Source organism: Paenibacillus sp. FSL M7-0656 (assembly GCF_038003225.1).
GTDB lineage: Bacteria > Bacillota > Bacilli > Paenibacillales > Paenibacillaceae > Paenibacillus > Paenibacillus amylolyticus.
The window spans coordinates 3,215,593-3,233,291 of record NZ_JBBOOT010000001.1 but is presented as its reverse complement, the minus strand read 5'-3'; the positions used below and the strand labels follow the sequence as shown (position 1 = coordinate 3,233,291).

Below are 17,699 nucleotides of genomic sequence, written 5' to 3'. Positions count from 1 at the left end.
TCTTTTGATACAGTAACTGTAGGACATATCGGAGGTATATATCATGTATGGGACAATGTCTTCATGAATGGGTCATGGAGAACCGTGCCCCGTATCGCTCTCGGAGAGGAGTCCATCTAATGAATGTGAATGAACATGTGATCGAACAGCAGTCTCTTACCTTTGTGGGAATCAAACGAACGTTCTCTTGTGTGGATGGAGAGAATTTAAGAGAAATCCCAAAGATGTGGCAGGATGCTTTGGCAGACGGCATTGAGGAACGTTTAAACGGGTTCAACAACGGAGCTATTCCCGGTCTGGTGGGCATCTGTGTAGATCAGCGAGAGCTGCATGACAATCAAATGGAGTATTGGATTGCTACCTCTTACTCAGGTGAAGTGCCTGAAGGTTTGGTGTCCATCGAACTTCCTGAGTCCCATTGGGTCGTATTTGAAGCTGATGAACTAGAGCCGGAAGCGATACAACGGTTGTGGCACTATATTATGACAGAGTGGTTTCCTTCCACTTCATATCAGCATGCAGGGATTCCAGAACTTGAAGTGTACAAAGGTGATGGCACACCTCCCCAAGTCTGGATACCTGTAAAATCACTATAAGAGGTTGTTCAAAAAGTCCGTTTTTGATTACGAAGGATGCCTGGAGGCATCATCAGCATCGAATATGGCATTCAGCCGAAATGTCCGTTGCTCACGTATTTTCCCTACGTTCCGCTACTCCATTTCTGCCTTCATCCCATCTTCTTGGTACTGAAAACCGCTTTTTTTGAACATGTATTATGAACAAAATTGGATTAGGAGGTCTGCGATGTTATCCCATAAAGTGATTGATCATTGCCAGGAGCAAGGCTGGTGGCATGAAGATATTCCAGCAGCATATGAAGAAGCATTGCAAAAGCTGGAGATTGATCTTCAATCGGATTTTGCACAATTTTATTTACATGCAGAGGATGGACCAACTTTCTACAGCAGGCATCAGGAGTTGTATCAGATCTGCTGGTTTATGGAGAACACCGTATATATGGAAGACATGAATGTAGCACAGCTTACACTTGGACTTCCCGAGGCATATATTCCACTGGACAGTTTTGAAGGTGAGGGTGGATTTTTCTACAACCGTCAGACGGGAGAAGTGGTGCTGGTGGAACTGGGCGAATCGATTGAACGGTTTCTGAATGGCGAGAGTGAGCCACAGTGGGCTGATTTCAATGCTTTTCTGGAGTGGTATTTCGTCCTGGAGGAGGAGACGGTGCAATGAAAGATCTGACACCGGAACATGCCGAACTGGAGCGACAAATTGTAGAAACGGTAGAAGCCGGTAATATGCTGGATGAGACGCAGCAGCATGAACAAGCACTTATCTATTATGATCAGGCTTGGAGCATGTTGCCCGAGCCGAAGATGGAATGGGAGATTGCAAGCTGGATCGCATCCTGTCATGCGAATGCACATATCGATCTGAAGCAGTATGGACTGGCGAAGCCGTGGGCTGAGATATCGTTAAGTACGCGGAGTTCGGATAGAAGTACAAGTCCGTTGATCGATCTCGGCATGATCTGCATGAGACTTGAACAACATGACGAGGCGTATTCGTATTTGCATCAGGCGTATGAGTTCGGCAGAGAGCGTGCATTTCAGGGAAGCCCGAGGGACGTGTTGAGTTATTACATTGAAGAGCGGGCTAAGCGTAACTAGAGTGATTCCGACCAGACCATGAAACAAAAAGGGTACCCCGGTTTGGCCAAAACATGACCACAGGAGTACCCTTTCGAGTTGAATATTCGTTTATTACAGGATGTTTGACTTCATTTAATCCGAAATGTTACGCGTATAGTATTCAATAATATCCTTACGACGGATAATACCGAGGAAGACACGATCGACATCCACCACGGGCACAAAATTTTGGTCTGCTGCAAGTGTCAGCATATCCTCCATTTCAGCCTCAATGAATACACATTCATTATATACCCGATTGTTAATCTCATGGACTTGAACCTGATCCATCGTATCAAAAGTCAATCCGGGTGTATTTCGCATTTTCCATAACAAATCGCCTTCGGACAGGGTAGCAACATATTTTCCATCCTGGTCAATCACGGGAACGGCGGTGTAGTGTTGCGATTCCAATTGCTCAATAGCATCTTTCATGGAAGCGGTAGACTTGATATAGGCCACTTCGGCTTTGGGGAGTAAAAAATAGCTGATTTCCATCATCGGGCTCCTTTTCAGCCTTTTGCATAGCAAAAAAGCTTTAGTATGTAATCTCACTCTCCTTATTTAAACATATTATGTGAGCTTTCGGCTATTTTTAATGATAAATTCGTCAGATTTGTTTCATTGTTTAAATGGCTCTGGAAATCTATAGTGTATATTAGAGGTGATGTAACCATGAAATCAAAACGTAAATTAATGTACGGACTGCTGCCCATCTTGTTTGCAGGTGGAATCGGAATGTATCTATACATGCAGAATAACAAAGAAGCAGAGGCTAAGCCCCAGACTACCGTGAATCAATACATAGAGCATCTGCAAAAAAAAGAATTTGACCAGTTGTACACCTTGATGACACCTGCTTCGCTGCAAGAGTCGGGCATGAACAAGGAACAATTTGTTGAGAAATACAATGCGATCTATTCGGGTATGGAAGTATCCACCGTCAAGGCGGAGGTTAAACCTGTGGATGTTGCCGAAACGACTTCCGATGGCAGTAAGACCGATGCAGAGAAACAAAACCCGGATATGTATGAGGTGGATTACAACCTGCAACTGACAACTTTTTTGGGTGAAGTCAGTGAGACGCATACATTGAAACTGGTCCGGCACGAGCTTGAGGACGGGGGAAAAAACTGGAAAATTAACTGGCAGCCTTCGCTGATCCTGAATGACATGGTTAAGGGCAGTAAGGTACGAGTGAGGACACTGTTCCCGGATCGTGGAGACATTGTGGATCGTGATGGTTTGCCGCTCGCTACCAAGGGCACGATGAATGAATGGGGCATTGTACCTGAGAAACTTGGTGATAACCCGGACCAGATGATTGCCCGAATCGCGAGCCATTATCAGGTTTCGGAAGATGCCATTCACAAGGCGCTTGCGCAGACATGGGTGAAGCCGGAGTATTTTGTCCCGATTGGTTCAACGGAGGAGTTTGACGTACCAGAATCTTTAAGCGGGGTTACGATGCAAAGCAAGGAAATCCGCTATTATCCACTCGGTGAGGCAGCTGCGCACCTGATTGGTTACGTGCGCAAAGCCACCAAGGAAGATCTGGATAAGGATACGGAAGGGTATTATCGCGCAGAAGATTGGATTGGTAAAGCGGGTTTGGAGCAGTCCATGGAGAAGCAGCTGCGTGGTGAACGTGGTGGTCTGATTGAAATCACCGATGAATCCGGTAACTCTCGTTCTGAGCTTATTCGCAAGGATGCTGTAGATGGACAGAATGTACAGCTGACGATTAGCTCCAAACAGCAAAAGAAATTGTATCAGACTTTATCCAGTGGTGGAGACGCCGGTGCAATGGTTCTGATGAATCCGACGGACGGCAACCTGTTAGCGTTGGTCAGTGCGCCTTCCTATAACCCGAACAAGATGGTTACAGGACTTACTCAGGCAGAGTGGGATGCTTATTCGGCGAATGAGAAGCTTCCTTTTATCAACAGAGTCACTACCCGGTATGCACCAGGATCAACCTTCAAAGCGATTACAGCCGCAGCGGGACTGGTGGAGAAGGTGACCACAGCAGACAAAACCCATGATATCTCTGGCTTGCAATGGCGCAAAGACGATAGCTGGGGCGGTTATTATGTTAAGCGTGTGAAGAGTTTATCCCCGGTTAACATGGTCGATGCTTTGGTGTATTCGGACAATATTTACTTTGCGATGGAAGCGATCGAGATGGGCAGCACCAAGTTTATTGATGGGATCCAGAAGTTTGGTTTTGGCGATAACTTTGGACTGGATGAACTGTATCTGAAGCCAAGCCAATATGCCAACGAAGCACATCTGGATCTGTCTTCCGAGGTATTACTCGCTGATACGTCCTACGGGCAAGGGGAGATGTTAATGTCCCCGATACATCTGGCGTCGTCATTTACACCTTTTATTAATGAAGGGAAGCTGGTGAAACCTGTTCTGATCGAGGGAAAAGAAAGCACTGAGCCTGAGGTAATCATTACTCCGGAAGCCGCAAATACGGTTAAGGATGCTTTGGGAGAAGTTGTTTCCCGGCAGGGAGGCACCGCCCATACCTTGAATTCAATTCCTGGAGGACTCGCGGGCAAGACAGGAACAGCGGAACTGAAAGCAAAAAAGGGAGAGAAGGGACAGGAAAACGGATTTTTCGTAGTGTTTGATACCGACTCTCCGACCTTCCTGTTATCCGCTGTAATTGAAGAGGTGAACGGCCGGGGCGGAAGCCACTATGTCGTAGATAAATTAAAGCCTTTTTTGGAAAAGTTGGAGATTACGCAGTAAATCCGATTTAATATATAGCCTCGCAAACATCATAAAAAGACCCGGTAACCATGTTATAGTTCTCACATGTGACCGGGTCTTTTTTATTTCATTTTATTCAATATGGAATCATTTATTTCCGAGCAGTAATCATGAAGCGTGCCGAGTTGGTATGAATGCCCTTCTCATCGTGATTTTCTTTCACAAACTGCTGGAATCGCTCGAAGTCAGTGTCTACCTTTCCGAAATCAGGAATGATGGGTGCATGGGTTAGGAGAAACATCAAATCTTCGGGTGTAGCGTAATGCTCCACCACATTATATTCACGGACCTGAATGTCATGGAAACCTGCTATTTGAAGTTCATGCTTATATCGTTCCATCAATGTGCCAGGTTGAATGCCAAGGCTCTGTCCACGGCCAAAAGCTTCTGAAAGGTTGGATTTATCATGTTCGCTGACCTGCTGGGTTAGAAATATCCCACCCTGAGCAAGAACCCTAAATACTTCTGAAGCAGAGAACCCAGAGTGTCTGGAAGATGCCACATTAAAGAAGCAACCTGGAAAATCCAGTTTTTCTGCGTCCATATGAAGAAAGCGTACATTGGAATGACCGCCCATAGCCTGCAGATTATGCTGTGCGGTCTCAATCATTCCTTGAGCGAGATCAATTCCCACCAATAACAAGGCTTCTTTGGCAATGGACAGTACAGCTTCTCCACCACCCGTTCCGATATCCAGCAACAGATCGGACGAACGTGTATGACGAACAACTTCCTCATAGAAGTTCCATCCGATGTTCTCCGAGACAACGTTCATGGAGCTGAAGTTCCATCCATTCGTCCGGCCTACTCGCTCATAAAAGTCAGCGTAATCTATTTTGTTTTTCATTTTGATATTCCTCCAAAGTGAGTTTGTTTGAACAGGACAAGAGAGTTGTGCCAAATTGTTCTAGTGTATATGGTCGAATAGGATCAAATGGACAGACGTGTACCTTGATAGCTGGTACGCGTTTTGACCCAGCCCGACGACTAATTACTTCGAACAATACGGAGCAACATCCGTGTCACCTCACAAGTTGGAATGTCTTCATTATATTCAATTGACAGCGTATACGCGAGGTGTTATTTTGAGGTGGAATGTATTCTATGAGTTCGAGGTGATCGATGGTGGCTATTCGTGCTAAGCAGATTTTTGTCAATTTACCTGTTCAAGATTTGAAGAAATCCGTTGAGTTTTTTACTAAGGTGGGATTTGAGTTTGACGCCAATTTTACGGACGAGTCTGCTACTTGTATGATCATCGGGGATAATATTTATGCCATGCTTCTGGTGGAGGAACGTTTCCAATCCTTCATTTCAAAAAAAATCTCCAATGCCGCCGATACAACCGAAGTCATTGTTGCCCTGTCTGTAGATAGCCGTGAGCAGGTAGATGTGATTGTACAAGCTGCCCTCGATGCAGGAGGGAAGCCATCCAACGAACCACAGGATCACGGATTTATGTACGGATGGAGTTTTCAGGATCTGGATGATCACCTGTGGGAAGTTTCCTATATGGATCTCAGCGCTTTTCCTTCGGAGTAATAAAATGAAAATAACTAGAGCCTTCCTAGATTAATAGGAAGGTTTTTTTGCATCCAGTATGACTCGTTTAAACATGATATCTACAGAACATATGGTGTAATATTCCTTTTTGCTATATGATAATTATCGATTCATGTTGGTGTTTTTTAGCAATTGATGCGATAGGCGAACCCCGGGAAAGCGAAGTATACATATGTTCTTAAGTGGAGGGATCAGGGTGTATTGTCATGTATGTGGGACCAAAAACAGTCCGGCGGATAACACGTGCAGAAAGTGTATAACCAAATTGAAAGAAACAAGCTCTACAGAGGAACAGATCTGGGCAGAAACAGCCATTGACTTGGATAAAGGAACGCAAAAAGCAATTGATTCGTTGTCCCGTCAGCAGCAACCAGCTTCCAAACAGGGAAATACGGGTCAAGGCCTTGCATTTAGCTGGATTATTCCCATACTTCTGGCAGTAGTTGTAGGAGCTTTGCTAACGTATTATTACAAGCAGGAAACAGGTATAAATGCAGAGGTTAAATCACTGCACCAACAGGCGGAACAGGTTGCACTAGAGGGAAAATATAAAGAGGCTCTCCAACTGCTGGACAGCGCTCTAACGAAACGACCGAACTATGATGCACTTATACAGGATCGGCAAATTACGGCGAAGGCGTTCAACTTGATGAATCAGTTGGATGAGGCGTCCACAAGTCTGAAGACAGGAAAGCTGTCCGCAGGAGACAAGACCATTCAGGCTGTAGCCAAAGCGTTGATGGAGCGGGAAGAACCTGTTTTTGCCAAAGTTCGTGCCGCATTCAACAACAGAAAGGTAACGCTGGCCGTATTGAAGGTGAAAAAGGAAATCGACAGTTTGACAACAATTGAGGCACTAGCCGAGAAGTTGGACACCATATCAGACTTGAAAGGCAAGGAAGCTGAGACAGTAGAGAAGCAAATTGTCGACAAGCTCGCAAGCATAAGTTATAAAGAGGCGGAACAGCAAGTAAAGCAAAAGAATTTCACAATTGCGTTACAAACGGTCGACCAGGGATTATCCTATGCGCCGGAAAATGAAAAACTGACTTCGTATCGTGAACGGGTGCTCAGTGAAAAAAAGGCATTTGAAAAAGCGGAAGCGGATCGGATTCAACTGGCGGAGCAACAGGCTGCAGAAGAAGATCTGATGAATCGAACGGCGGCAGTAAGTGTCGTGAACGTTGATGCGACGCTTGATATGTACGGGGATCTTTATATTAGCGGTTCATTGATCAATAATGCAACTCGTCCGATCTCTTCCATTACAGTGTTGATTGATATTTATAATATAGACGGTATATATCTGGGCCAAACTTATGCAGATGTGTATCCAAGCTGGCTGGATGTGGGGGAAGAAGGTTTTTTTGAAACCTATTATTATGGTGTGTACGAGGAAGCGGAAATCTCTGTTGTGAATGCAACGTGGTATCTCGAATAGGAGGACAGGTTGGAATGACCAAACGAACATGGAGTATGATCATATCCAGTGCTATTATCATTGGTGCTGGAGCAGGGGGCGTGTTCTGGATACACCAGCATTCAGCAGATCAGTTGCAGGATGGGCCCAGACTGGCAGTTGTTGCCGCGAAGGAAACGGAAAATGCGGCAGCCACGACTGCCTCCAAGCAACCTGTGAAGAAGACACGCAAACAGATTATAGAAGAAAGCCAGAAGAAAGTTGTAACGATCGAGAGTAGCAGCGGATTGGGCTCCGGTTTTCTCTACAATGATCAGGGAGATGTCGTGACCAATGCCCATGTAGTGGAGGGGGCGAATGAAGTAACTATTCGGACCTTGAACCATGAGGAATATAAGGGGACGGTTATTGGTATTGGTGATGAAACAGACGTAGCTGTAGTCAGAGTTCCTGATTTGAAAAAAGTTAAGCCGTTAATCATCGCCAAATCCAAAGCTGAGACCGGAGACGAGATTCTGGCATTGGGTAGTCCACTTGGGCTAGAGAACACCGTAACAACCGGAATCATCAGTGGGTTGGGGCGTAGCTTTGAAATAGCGCCTTACATCTATAGTAACCTCTATCAGATCTCGGCACCAATAACCCATGGCAACAGTGGTGGACCACTCATTAGTGCGGAGACTGGTGAAGTGATCGGCATTAATTCGGCGGTCGTGGAACAGGAGGGGGGAATAGGATTCAGTATTCCTATGACTAGTGTGCTCAAGCAGGTTCAGGCATGGTCCAAAAATCCTTCTGGCACAACGTCGGTGCGGACGGCTGGAGATACTCACTTGGGTTCAGCCACTAAGACATTGCAAGCAGAAGGAATTGTAACGGACTTTTATGCAAGTCTTAATCTGAGTGATTATGTCACCGCTTATGCACTGCTCGGAAGCGAGTGGCAGAGTGCTACAACATATGCCAAGTTCAGAGAAGGATATCTGAATACAAGTGAGGTGACCATCAGTGAGGTATCCTCAGTCAATAAAGGCGATGACGAGATGGAAGTGAAGGCAATGATTACAGCAAATGAACGCAAAGATGGGGAATATATACTATCGCAATATCGGGTCGAGTATCAGTTGGGTTATGAGAATGGTCAACTGAAAATATTGCATGGTAAAGGTAAAAAAGTGAAATGATTGTTGAGGGAGAGTGGGCATGCGTGCCAATTCTCCTTTTTCATTGCTTATATTGGGTGCATCTGTTAAAATACAGAACGAATGTTCAGTATGGATGGGACGGAGTGAAATGGAATGAATATGAATAAAAAACAACTACAGACTGAGCAGACCAAGAAGAAACTTGCGGATGCTTCCAAAGCCCTTTTTGTACAAAAAGGTTATAAAGCAACGTCCATTGAGGATATTGTAGCTGCGACGGGCAGCAGCAAAGGCAATATATATTACCATTTTAAAAGTAAGGAAGGTCTGTTCCTCTATCTAATCGATGAGTGGGACCGGGAGTGGGAAGAGAGTTGGGCGGCCAAAGAACATCTCTATCGCACCTCCACGGAGAAAATTTATGGTTTGGCGGAACAACTCGTCATGGATGATATGAATCACCCGCTGACGAAGGCAGCTGATGAGTTCTTCACAGGGGAAAAGAAAGAAAATGATATTGAGGAGCGGATCTCCTTAATGTTTGAGCGGCATATTCAATTTAATAAACAAATGATAGAGCAAGGCATTGAGAGCGGTGAGTTCAAAGCAGACAATGTAGATAATCTCGCGCTCATATTGGAAAGTACCATTATTGGCCTTAGTCAGATGTCACGGGGGATGGAGCCTGATCAGGCTCTTGCGTTATACCGCCAGGCCGCTAGTGTATTCTTGCACGGGATTGCAAAAGATAAAGCTTAAGCAACATTTTGACAACTACGGAGGATGGAATCATGGCATTACTAACACGGAACAGGGGCGCACTGCTACTGTTAATGTTTAATATTTTTCTTGTTTTTACGGGTATTGGCCTAGTTGTGCCGATCATGCCTGCGTATATGGATCTACTGCATATCACCGGATTCACGGTTGGATTGCTGGTAGCGGCATTTTCCTTCACCCAGTTTCTGTTCTCCCCGCTTGCGGGTCGTTGGTCGGATACATGGGGACGTAAAAAAATTATCGTTGGCGGCATGCTGATCTTTGCCGTATCGGAGTTTATGTTTGGTGCGGTCAATGCACCAGTCTTGCTCTTCGCAGCCCGCATGTTAGGCGGTATTGGTGCGGCGATGATCTTCCCGGCGGTTATGGCTTATACCGCAGATATTACAACAGAGGAAGAACGCGGTAAAGGTATGGGCTTGATTAATGCAGCCATTACAACTGGATTTATCATCGGTCCGGGAATTGGTGGATACATTGCGGACTTTGGCATTCGAATTCCGTTCTACGCCGCTGGGGTTGCCGGTTTGCTGGCATCCATCATTACATTGATTATTTTGCCGGAATCCACGCGAAGCACAGGAGAACAAAGTAAACCTATCCCTGGTTTAACGAAGGTCAAAGCTCCGGGTATGGTATCCCAATTGCTGAATTCGTACCGTGAACCATACTTTTTCAGCTTGATTATTGTATTTGTTATGGCATTTGGTCTGGCGAACTATGAGACGGTATTTTCACTGTTTGTGGATCACAAGTTTGGCTTCACGACCAAAGACATTGCATTTATCATTACATTTGGTTCCATCGCAGGTGCGGTTGTGCAAGTATCCCTGATCGGTTGGTTGCTCAACCGGTTTGGTGAAAAGATGGTCATTTCAGTCTGTCTGTTATTTGTAGCCGTATTTGTACTGTTGACCTTGTTTGTAAGTACGTACTGGATGATTCTTGTCGTAACGTTTATCGTCTTTCTGGGTATGGATATTTTACGTCCGGCGATCAGTACACAGATGTCCAAACTGGCACAAGAACAACAAGGCTTTGTGGCCGGACTGAACTCGGCGTATACCAGTTTGGGGAATATCGCAGGTCCAATTGTAGCTGGAGCATTATTCGATGTGAATATTAACTATCCTTATGTTTCAGCAGCAGCGGTTTTGGCGATCTGTTTCCTGTTATCCCTGCGAGTACTCAGAGGGGCCAAAGCGGTAAAACAACCGAAGGCTGAAATGTAATTTTATAATTGGAAAATAAAGCTTCCATATCAATGCATCAACACCAAAAAAGTCGACTACACATGTTTCATGTGCAGTCGACTTTTTTATTAGTGCGTGTATTAACGAATTTCTCCATTCGTTTCAATCAGTTTTTGATACCAGTGGAAACTCTGTTTGCGGATACGTCTCAATTCCTTGATATCGAATTCCTCACGATCCACATAGATGAATCCATAACGTTTGCTCGACCCTTGATGTGTGCTGACCAGATCGATCGCAGACCAAGGGCAGAAGCCAAATACATCCACGCCGTCCGTAATCGCCAGTTGAATCTGTTCGATATGTTTATTGAAGAATTCAATACGATATGGATCGTTAACCACGTCGCCTTCCTCCAGTTTATCAAAGGCACCCAGACCATTTTCCGTAACAATCAATGGCAGGTGATAACGGGAGTAGATCTGGCGCAGGGTAGAGCGGAAGCCCACGGGATCAATTTCCCAACCAAACTCCGTTTTTTGCAAATTGGGATTCACAGATCCTCTATATGCGCCCGGTTCACCTACGATTTCATGCTGGTCTCCTGTATGGGAGAAGTCATTACCATCGTTCAGGCTTTCACCAACCGTTTGGGAAGTATAATAGTTAAACGCAATAAAGTCAGGGTTTCCTTGAGCCAGGATGTCCATATCTCCGTCTTCAATGACAGGCGTATATCCTTTCTCTTCGAGATAACTCCAGGCAATATGGTTATAACGTCCATATACCGCCATATCGAGATAGAGCCAGTTACGAATGGCAGCATAGTTATCAGCCGCGAGTGTGTCTTCTGGTTTGGAACTCGCCGGGTAAATTACACCGATATTGGGAGCTGGGCCAATCTTGGCTTCAGGCAGCATTTCATGACACAGGACCATAGCTTTAGCTTGAGCAACCAGCATGTGGTGATTTTGCTGATACAGTGTTTTTTGCGGATCAACAAGTGTTGTATCCAGTGTACCCAGAGAGCCAGGATGCAGGATTAGCATATTTTGTTCGTTGATGGTCAGCCAATATTTAACCCGATCTCCGTAGTTCTCATATAGGGTCTTGGCATATTGTTCAAAAGCATCAATCGTTGCTCGGTTGGACCAGCCGCCTTTTTCTTCAAGCGCATAAGGAAGATCGAAGTGATACATCGTCACAATGGGTTCAATACCGTATTTAATTAACTCATTAATGAGAGAATCGTAAAAGGCGAGTCCCTTCGGATTCACCTCACCCGCTCCTTGCGGATAGATGCGTGTCCATGCGATGGAGAAACGGTAGGCTTTAAAGCCCATTTCGGCGAGCAACGCCACATCTTCTTTGTACATATGATAGTGATCACTGGTTACCTTGAAGTCGGTTACGCCTTCCACATGATTCCCCATGTCGATGACAGAAGGGCCTTTACCATCTTCATTCCAGGCTCCCTCAATCTGATAGGCAGAGGTTGAACCTCCCCAGAAAAAATCTTTAGGAAATGGTTTCAGTTGAGTATGTTTCATAGTTAGTTCCTCCTAAATTGAATTCGTATAATATAAGTTGGGTCAGACTACGAGAGTCAGCAGGACATCATTTTTCTGTACCTGTTCCTGAGTTGTTTCGAACACATCCACTTCTTGTTGCGTTAGAGTGACAATGACAGGTGTTACGGTTTCATATCCGGCTTCCTTGATCTTATCGATGTCAAACTGGATCAACAGATCGCCCTGTCTGACGATATCACCTTCCTGAACAACCGGAGAGAAGTGTTTTCCCTTCAGCGCTACTGTGTTGATGCCAACATGAATCAGGATTTCCGTTCCTGCGTTGGTGGTTAGTCCAATGGCATGTCCAGTCGGGAAGAGGGAAGTGACAACACCGTCTACCGGAGCGACAACTTCACCAATCTCAGGGACAATCGCCAAACCTTTGCCCATAGCACCAGTTGAAAAGGCTGGGTCGTTAATGGTACTCAGTGCTACGGCTTTACCTGTGAGCGGGCTATAAATTTGTTCTTTCTTGATCTCCGTTGTTTTGGTCTCAGGTACGACAGGAAGCTCTACCGGCGTACTTTCAGCCGATGTGCTGGAGACGGATTCGTTTTTAACGGAATCTGTATCTTTGGTTTTGCTTTCGTAACCAAACATTACGGTTAATACAGCGGCTACCGTAAAGGAGCAGGCAATCGCAATCACGTAGACAACCGTTGGTGTATAGACAGGAATGGCAAATATATTGTGGAACACATAAGCAGTCATTTTAACACCAAAGTGACCATTGATGGCACCGCCGATCGCACCTGCGATAACCACGATAGGAATCACACGTTTATAACGCAGGATCAGACCGTATACGATTGGTTCAGTTACTCCTGCAAGCAAACCGGTAAGGCTGGTTGAGCCAGCGAGAGTGCGCAGCGTTTTGTTCTTTTTGGCTTTCAGGAAAATACCGAAAGCTACACCGATTTGTGCAAATACAGCTGCAGCAGCCATGGCTTCAATCGGATCGCCGCCAACCCCGATATTCTGTATCGTGATTGGAGTGAAGCCCCAGTGGAGTCCGAACACAACCATGAAGGTCATGAATCCACCCAGTACAACCCCTGATAATATACCGCTGACACCAATGAGCCAAGTTACGCCCGAGGAGATCCAGTCACCTACCGTGGTACCGAATGGTCCAAAGGCCATTGCGGACAGAGGAACCATAATCATCAAAGCAATCATTGGTACAAGGAACAATTGCAGGTCTTTCAAAATGATTTTCTTGAGTAACTTATCGAGAACAGCGTAGATACTAATGGATATGAAGATTGGGAATACGCTGGCTGAATAATTCATCATGACAACCGGGATACCCAGGAATGATACATCTGAACCCTTATCCATCAGCCCGGTGAAACTCGGTTCCATCAGAGCGGCACCAATTACGCCAGCTACATAAGGATTGGCTTTCAGCTTCATACCCAGTGTGATCCCAAGGAAGATGGGCAAAAAATAAAATACAGCGTTGCCGGCAGCGGATAAAATCAAGTATGTGTCACTTGTATCCGACATCCATCCGAGCATGGTCAGGACAGTCAGCAAAGCTTTTAACATACCTGATCCTGCCATAGCCGGGATTAACGGCGAGAAACTTCCGGATATAATTTCAAAAACTTTGGATAATAGCGAGGTTTTTTCCCCTGTAGACTCAGCCGATGAGGAGGAATCTCCTCCGAAATCCCGGTTTTTCATAATCTCCGCATATACATGAGCCACGTTACTACCGATGACCACCTGGAACTGGCCGCCGCTTTCGACAACGGTAATAATGCCGTCATGCTTTTCAAGCGTTTCGCGTTCGGCTTTTTTGGAATCTTTCAGGTCGAATCTCAGCCGGGTCGCACAGTGGACAAGACCATTGATATTGGCTTCTCCGCCGACGAGACGAACGATGTCATCCCCCATTTTTTTATGATCCATGTTCATTCTCCTTTGTTGTTAAGATTGCCTGAAAACAAAAAAATACCTAAACGAATGGCTATGATCATCGGAAAGATGACCTGTTGCCAATCATTTAGGTATCGCCTGCTTGAGCAGTAACAATCCTTGTCGTTAAGTTGTGAGACCTACTATATATGACGCCGAAATCGTTTGCAAGCTTTTTTTATTCCGCGTCCAGCAGCTCGTTACGGGAAGTGACACGTTGAATATGGATCGTCAAATACACCTTTTCATCAATGGACATAGCACTTTCAAACTTGTCTTCAAGGTACTGATTGATCCGCTGTGTGCATTCAAATGCCTTGCTATATTTGTCCTTCACCTGCTCATACAGAAAGTTATCTCCTGAAGCAAATTGCTCCTGTTCATTACTCAACATTCGCTGCACAAAATATTGAAGATGGGTAATAAACCGTGAATAATTAAATGAATTTTCGTCCAGAGCAATCTGGTAGTGGTTGGTCACAATGTTGAAGATATCATCAATAACTTCGGTAATTTCAACGGTTTGTTTCATGCCCTGAGCATCTTGACGAGCGTTTACAAAATGCATCGCAATAAAGCTGGCCTCATGTTCATCCATTTGGATACCGAATTGTTCCTGAATCAGCTCCACAGCGTTCATACCAACCCCAAACTCCTTCTTGTAAAACTTCTTGATCTGCCACAAAAGAGAATTCTTCAGCCCGACGGATTTACGGTACCGGGTAATAGCAAACTGAATATGATCGATCAATGATATATAGATATTATCACTAAAAATATCGCCCATTTCCTTTTTGGCATGGCCCACAATTTCGTCCGCTAACTTCAAATATTCGACCGATGTTTCCCCAATCAGATCGATTAATTTTTGTGGTATTTTATCCGATTTCAGCACAAAGGTTTTTTCGATTTTATCCTCATCCACGGGCTGTCCGTTTTTCTTTTTGAAGCCAAGACCGTTGCCAATGACAACAAATTCGTGACCAACCTGGTTCTCAGCCCGGATGACATTGTTGTTAAAAATCTGACGGATGATCATATATGTGTTTCACCTCAATTGGTCGTAATAAAAACAAAAAACCCAAACTAAGGCTTAATAGCCTTGGTTTGGGTATCGCCTGCTTACCAGTAACAATCCCGAAGAAGACGCAGCTTCCTCTTTCAATTATGTCCACTATACCGCTTTCATAACAGAATAACAATACAATGATTTATGGAAATGGACGTAAAGACGTGGATTTTTGGTATAATAAGAAATGCTGGAAGTGAATTAGATGGGCTGGGTTGCATAATAAGTTACCGAGGACGGTCATTTTTAAGCATATACAGGATTATTGGAGTGATAACATGAGCAATGCAAAAGGAAAAGGCGGCACCGGCCGTGGTACAGGTAAAAAAGGCTGGAACCGTTGGCAAGCCGCTGCTAACCGGGCGAAAAGTGCACCGAAGCCTTATAAAAGTAAAGGCACAAAGAAGAAGGACGATACCGAAACTTCAAGTGGCAAGCCCGAGTAAGTATGGCTTGACGATGCCAGAGGAGAGAGCTGCCTGACTAACGGGTGGGTCTCTTTTTGCTTGAAAAGATAAAAAATTAAATTGACAGTAATGTAAATATGGTAATAATATAGAGCTTACGCAAATTAGATGGTAGTGCTACTATATAGAGAAAGGAGCAACAGCATGCCTGTTAATATGGATGAAAATCCACTTGGACTGATTCTGTCACGGACGTATCTGGCATACAAAAAAACAACAACCAGAAATCTGAGTGAACAGGATATTACTCCGGAACAATTTGCAGTCTTGAATGAATTGAGCAAGGCTGGAAGTCATATATCACAGAAAAAACTGGCTGAATTAACAGTGCGGGACCAGACAACGGTAGGCAAAATTATAGACAAGTTGATTCGCAAAGGTCTGGTGACAAGAGAAGAAGATCCACAGGATCGCAGAGCGGTTTTGCTTTGTTTGACGGCGGAAGGACTGGAAATGAATAACGTTCTGACACCAAAGGCAAAACAGCAAGAGCAAGAGGCACTCGCCGAATGTTCTCCTGAAGAGCTTGAAGCATTCATGAATGTGATGAATCGTATCTATGAAAAGATGAAATAAATTTTTTTGAGCAATTATGTGCATGTGCATATATATGTAGTGCAATTATTTTAATTTTAACTAATGGGAGTCGTGAACGAATGAGAAGCTTCAAAGATTTTCTTAAAGTGCCACAGACAAAAATAGGATTGGTTTTTGCATTGATTGTTCCGCTGTTATTTGTTGTGATCTGGATGACGGGTTATCATCAAGCCACGGAGAGAGTGGATCAACTTCAAGTTGCTCTGGTGAACGAAGACGGGACACAGGGAAAAGAGGTGCAGAAGCAGATTGAAACGCTCGCGCCTTTCCATGTCAATGTACTGGGTTCTGCCGAGGAAGCTGAGCAACAGATGAATGCAGGTAACTATGCGATGGTTATTGTTATTCCGGAAGGATTCACTGACCAGATTGCAGGAGGCACAGAGGCGAGCTTACCCTTTTATATCAATCAGGGAAATGCCGATGTAGCCAAATCCATTGTGGAACATGCTGCGACCGGAATGACTGCACAAATGGGTCAAGGGATTCTGGAATCCAAGGTTCAAGTGACACTCAATAACGATAGTATAAATAGCGATGAACTGAGTGCAGCTATTGGACAAGCGATGGCGAAGATGAATGAAGGGCCTGTGAAGGCTGAAATTAATAAAACGAACAGCGTGAGTGATTTTGCAACATCGATGCTGCCCATGATTTTGGGGTTTATCACCTATATTGCTTCGATGACTATGAATATTCAGTTTAATATTACGTCGAATATCATGAAGCGTACCCATTCCAAATGGGAAATCTTCTGGGGACGGCAATTGCTGTTATTGTGTATAGCTTTGATTGTTCCCCTAATTGTGGATACAGTAGCTCTTCAGTTCACAGATGTTGCGAGCTCCTTCGGCGCTTTGTATCTGTATCATGTGCTGGTGAGTCTGGCTTGTATCTGTTTTACACAAATGAGCTTTGCCCTGTTTGGCAATGCAGGTCCTCTATTTAATGTAGCGATGGTTCCGCTCCAGTTGATGACAGCAGGAAATATCATTCCAGCCGAGATGCTGGCGCCATTCTACCGTTATATCGGAAACTTTCTGCCCGCTTCCAATGGGGTACAGGGATTTATGCGTTTGATCTATAGTGGAGAAGCAGTTGGGGGATACATGGTTCATCTTCTATTGATCTCGATTATTACGTGGGGAAATACGTTGCTGCGAGTTGGTATGCAAAAAGCAGGTAATGGACAAATGACGATGACGCCTCCAGCATCAGCACAGGCACAACATTAAGAGTTTCCTTCTATATATAATGTAATAACACACAAGAAAGTGGTTCACGTATAGTTATATGCGTGCATCACTTTTTTTGTTTATCTTTTATAATACCTCTACTTATACTCGTGGTAACTTACAGTGCCCCCAGTAAATCTTGCATGACCTTGATAAAAGGACAACCTAAATTGAGCATATTAATGAAGCTAAAATATAAGAGAGGAGATGTAGGCTAATAAGTTTAAAATCAATTAG

17 protein-coding genes are annotated in these 17,699 nt (G+C 44.6%); 12 read left to right on the top strand and 5 right to left on the bottom strand.

The features are described from left to right. The first annotated feature begins 119 nt into the window (after positions 1-119). The 3 genes from MHI01_RS14310 (at position 120) to MHI01_RS14300 (ending at position 1,691) form a co-directional block, all read left to right on the top strand. Positions 120-596 (top strand): GyrI-like domain-containing protein, encoded by a 477-nt coding sequence (locus MHI01_RS14310; RefSeq protein WP_076329498.1) that lies wholly within the window; start codon positions 120-122, stop codon positions 594-596. A gap of 208 nt (positions 597-804) precedes the next feature. Continuing rightward, the gene (locus MHI01_RS14305; protein ID WP_340983435.1) at positions 805-1,254 is read left to right on the top strand and encodes a hypothetical protein; all 450 of its coding nucleotides are present in this window, start codon (positions 805-807) and stop codon (positions 1,252-1,254) included. Continuing rightward, positions 1,251-1,691: a hypothetical protein gene (locus MHI01_RS14300; RefSeq protein ID WP_340983434.1), complete on the top strand. Its 441-nt coding sequence runs from the start codon at positions 1,251-1,253 to the stop codon at positions 1,689-1,691. The genes MHI01_RS14305 and MHI01_RS14300 overlap by 4 nt, the downstream gene beginning before the upstream one ends. Positions 1,692-1,805: 114 nt before the next feature. Here MHI01_RS14300 and MHI01_RS14295 read toward each other — a convergent pair whose 3' ends face one another. Continuing rightward, entirely contained in the window at positions 1,806-2,210 is a 405-nt protein-coding gene (locus MHI01_RS14295) for a CBS domain-containing protein (RefSeq protein WP_036605969.1), read from the bottom strand. Positions 2,211-2,387: 177 nt separating this feature from the next. Between MHI01_RS14295 and pbp4 the strand changes: the two genes are divergently transcribed. Next, positions 2,388-4,475, top strand: coding sequence for a penicillin-binding protein PBP4(5) (gene pbp4 / locus MHI01_RS14290; protein ID WP_340983433.1), 2,088 nt, complete (start codon positions 2,388-2,390; stop codon positions 4,473-4,475). A gap of 112 nt (positions 4,476-4,587) precedes the next feature. On the opposite strand, the gene MHI01_RS14285 is transcribed toward pbp4, so the two are convergent. Next, positions 4,588-5,343, bottom strand: coding sequence for a class I SAM-dependent methyltransferase (locus MHI01_RS14285; protein WP_340983432.1), 756 nt, complete (start codon positions 5,341-5,343; stop codon positions 4,588-4,590). A gap of 278 nt (positions 5,344-5,621) precedes the next feature. Here MHI01_RS14285 and MHI01_RS14280 point away from each other — a divergent pair, with 278 nt between their 5' ends. The 5 genes from MHI01_RS14280 (at position 5,622) to MHI01_RS14260 (ending at position 10,636) form a co-directional block, all read left to right on the top strand. Beyond that, entirely contained in the window at positions 5,622-6,038 is a 417-nt protein-coding gene (locus tag MHI01_RS14280; protein ID WP_036606080.1) for a VOC family protein, read from the top strand. A gap of 286 nt (positions 6,039-6,324) precedes the next feature. After that, positions 6,325-7,500 (top strand): FxLYD domain-containing protein, encoded by a 1,176-nt coding sequence (locus MHI01_RS14275; RefSeq protein ID WP_340983430.1) that lies wholly within the window; start codon positions 6,325-6,327, stop codon positions 7,498-7,500. A gap of 14 nt (positions 7,501-7,514) precedes the next feature. Next, on the top strand, positions 7,515-8,663 hold the full coding sequence (locus MHI01_RS14270) for a S1C family serine protease (protein WP_340389118.1): 1,149 nt from the start codon (positions 7,515-7,517) through the stop codon (positions 8,661-8,663). 120 nt (positions 8,664-8,783) lie between these two features. Then, complete coding sequence (locus tag MHI01_RS14265) at positions 8,784-9,383, top strand: TetR/AcrR family transcriptional regulator (RefSeq protein WP_036606079.1); 600 nt, start codon at positions 8,784-8,786, stop codon at positions 9,381-9,383. 32 nt (positions 9,384-9,415) lie between these two features. Then, entirely contained in the window at positions 9,416-10,636 is a 1,221-nt protein-coding gene (locus MHI01_RS14260; protein WP_036668281.1) for an MFS transporter, read from the top strand. A 101-nt stretch (positions 10,637-10,737) separates the two neighbouring features. Here the strand turns inward: MHI01_RS14260 and MHI01_RS14255 are convergent, their stop codons facing one another. The 3 genes from MHI01_RS14255 to licT all read right to left on the bottom strand — a co-directional run bounded on the left by MHI01_RS14255 (position 10,738) and on the right by licT (position 15,133). Continuing rightward, positions 10,738-12,147, bottom strand: a complete 1,410-nt coding sequence (locus MHI01_RS14255) for a glycoside hydrolase family 1 protein (protein ID WP_074093605.1) — start codon at positions 12,145-12,147, stop codon at positions 10,738-10,740. Positions 12,148-12,189: 42 nt separating this feature from the next. Further along, a complete protein-coding gene (locus MHI01_RS14250; protein ID WP_062327253.1) occupies positions 12,190-14,088 on the bottom strand; it encodes a beta-glucoside-specific PTS transporter subunit IIABC in 1,899 nt (632 codons plus the stop codon). Positions 14,089-14,272: 184 nt separating this feature from the next. Beyond that, the gene (licT, locus tag MHI01_RS14245; RefSeq protein WP_339189717.1) at positions 14,273-15,133 is read right to left on the bottom strand and encodes a BglG family transcription antiterminator LicT; all 861 of its coding nucleotides are present in this window, start codon (positions 15,131-15,133) and stop codon (positions 14,273-14,275) included. A gap of 308 nt (positions 15,134-15,441) precedes the next feature. On the opposite strand from licT, the gene MHI01_RS14240 reads away from it, so the two are divergent. The 3 genes from MHI01_RS14240 to MHI01_RS14230 all read left to right on the top strand — a co-directional run bounded on the left by MHI01_RS14240 (position 15,442) and on the right by MHI01_RS14230 (position 17,462). Further along, the gene (locus MHI01_RS14240; RefSeq protein ID WP_074093608.1) at positions 15,442-15,609 is read left to right on the top strand and encodes a DUF3934 family protein; all 168 of its coding nucleotides are present in this window, start codon (positions 15,442-15,444) and stop codon (positions 15,607-15,609) included. 165 nt (positions 15,610-15,774) lie between these two features. Then, positions 15,775-16,206: a MarR family winged helix-turn-helix transcriptional regulator gene (locus tag MHI01_RS14235; RefSeq protein WP_036605963.1), complete on the top strand. Its 432-nt coding sequence runs from the start codon at positions 15,775-15,777 to the stop codon at positions 16,204-16,206. Between the two features lie 80 nt (positions 16,207-16,286). After that, positions 16,287-17,462 (top strand): YhgE/Pip domain-containing protein, encoded by a 1,176-nt coding sequence (locus MHI01_RS14230; RefSeq protein WP_340983428.1) that lies wholly within the window; start codon positions 16,287-16,289, stop codon positions 17,460-17,462. Positions 17,463-17,699: the final 237 nt, after the last annotated feature.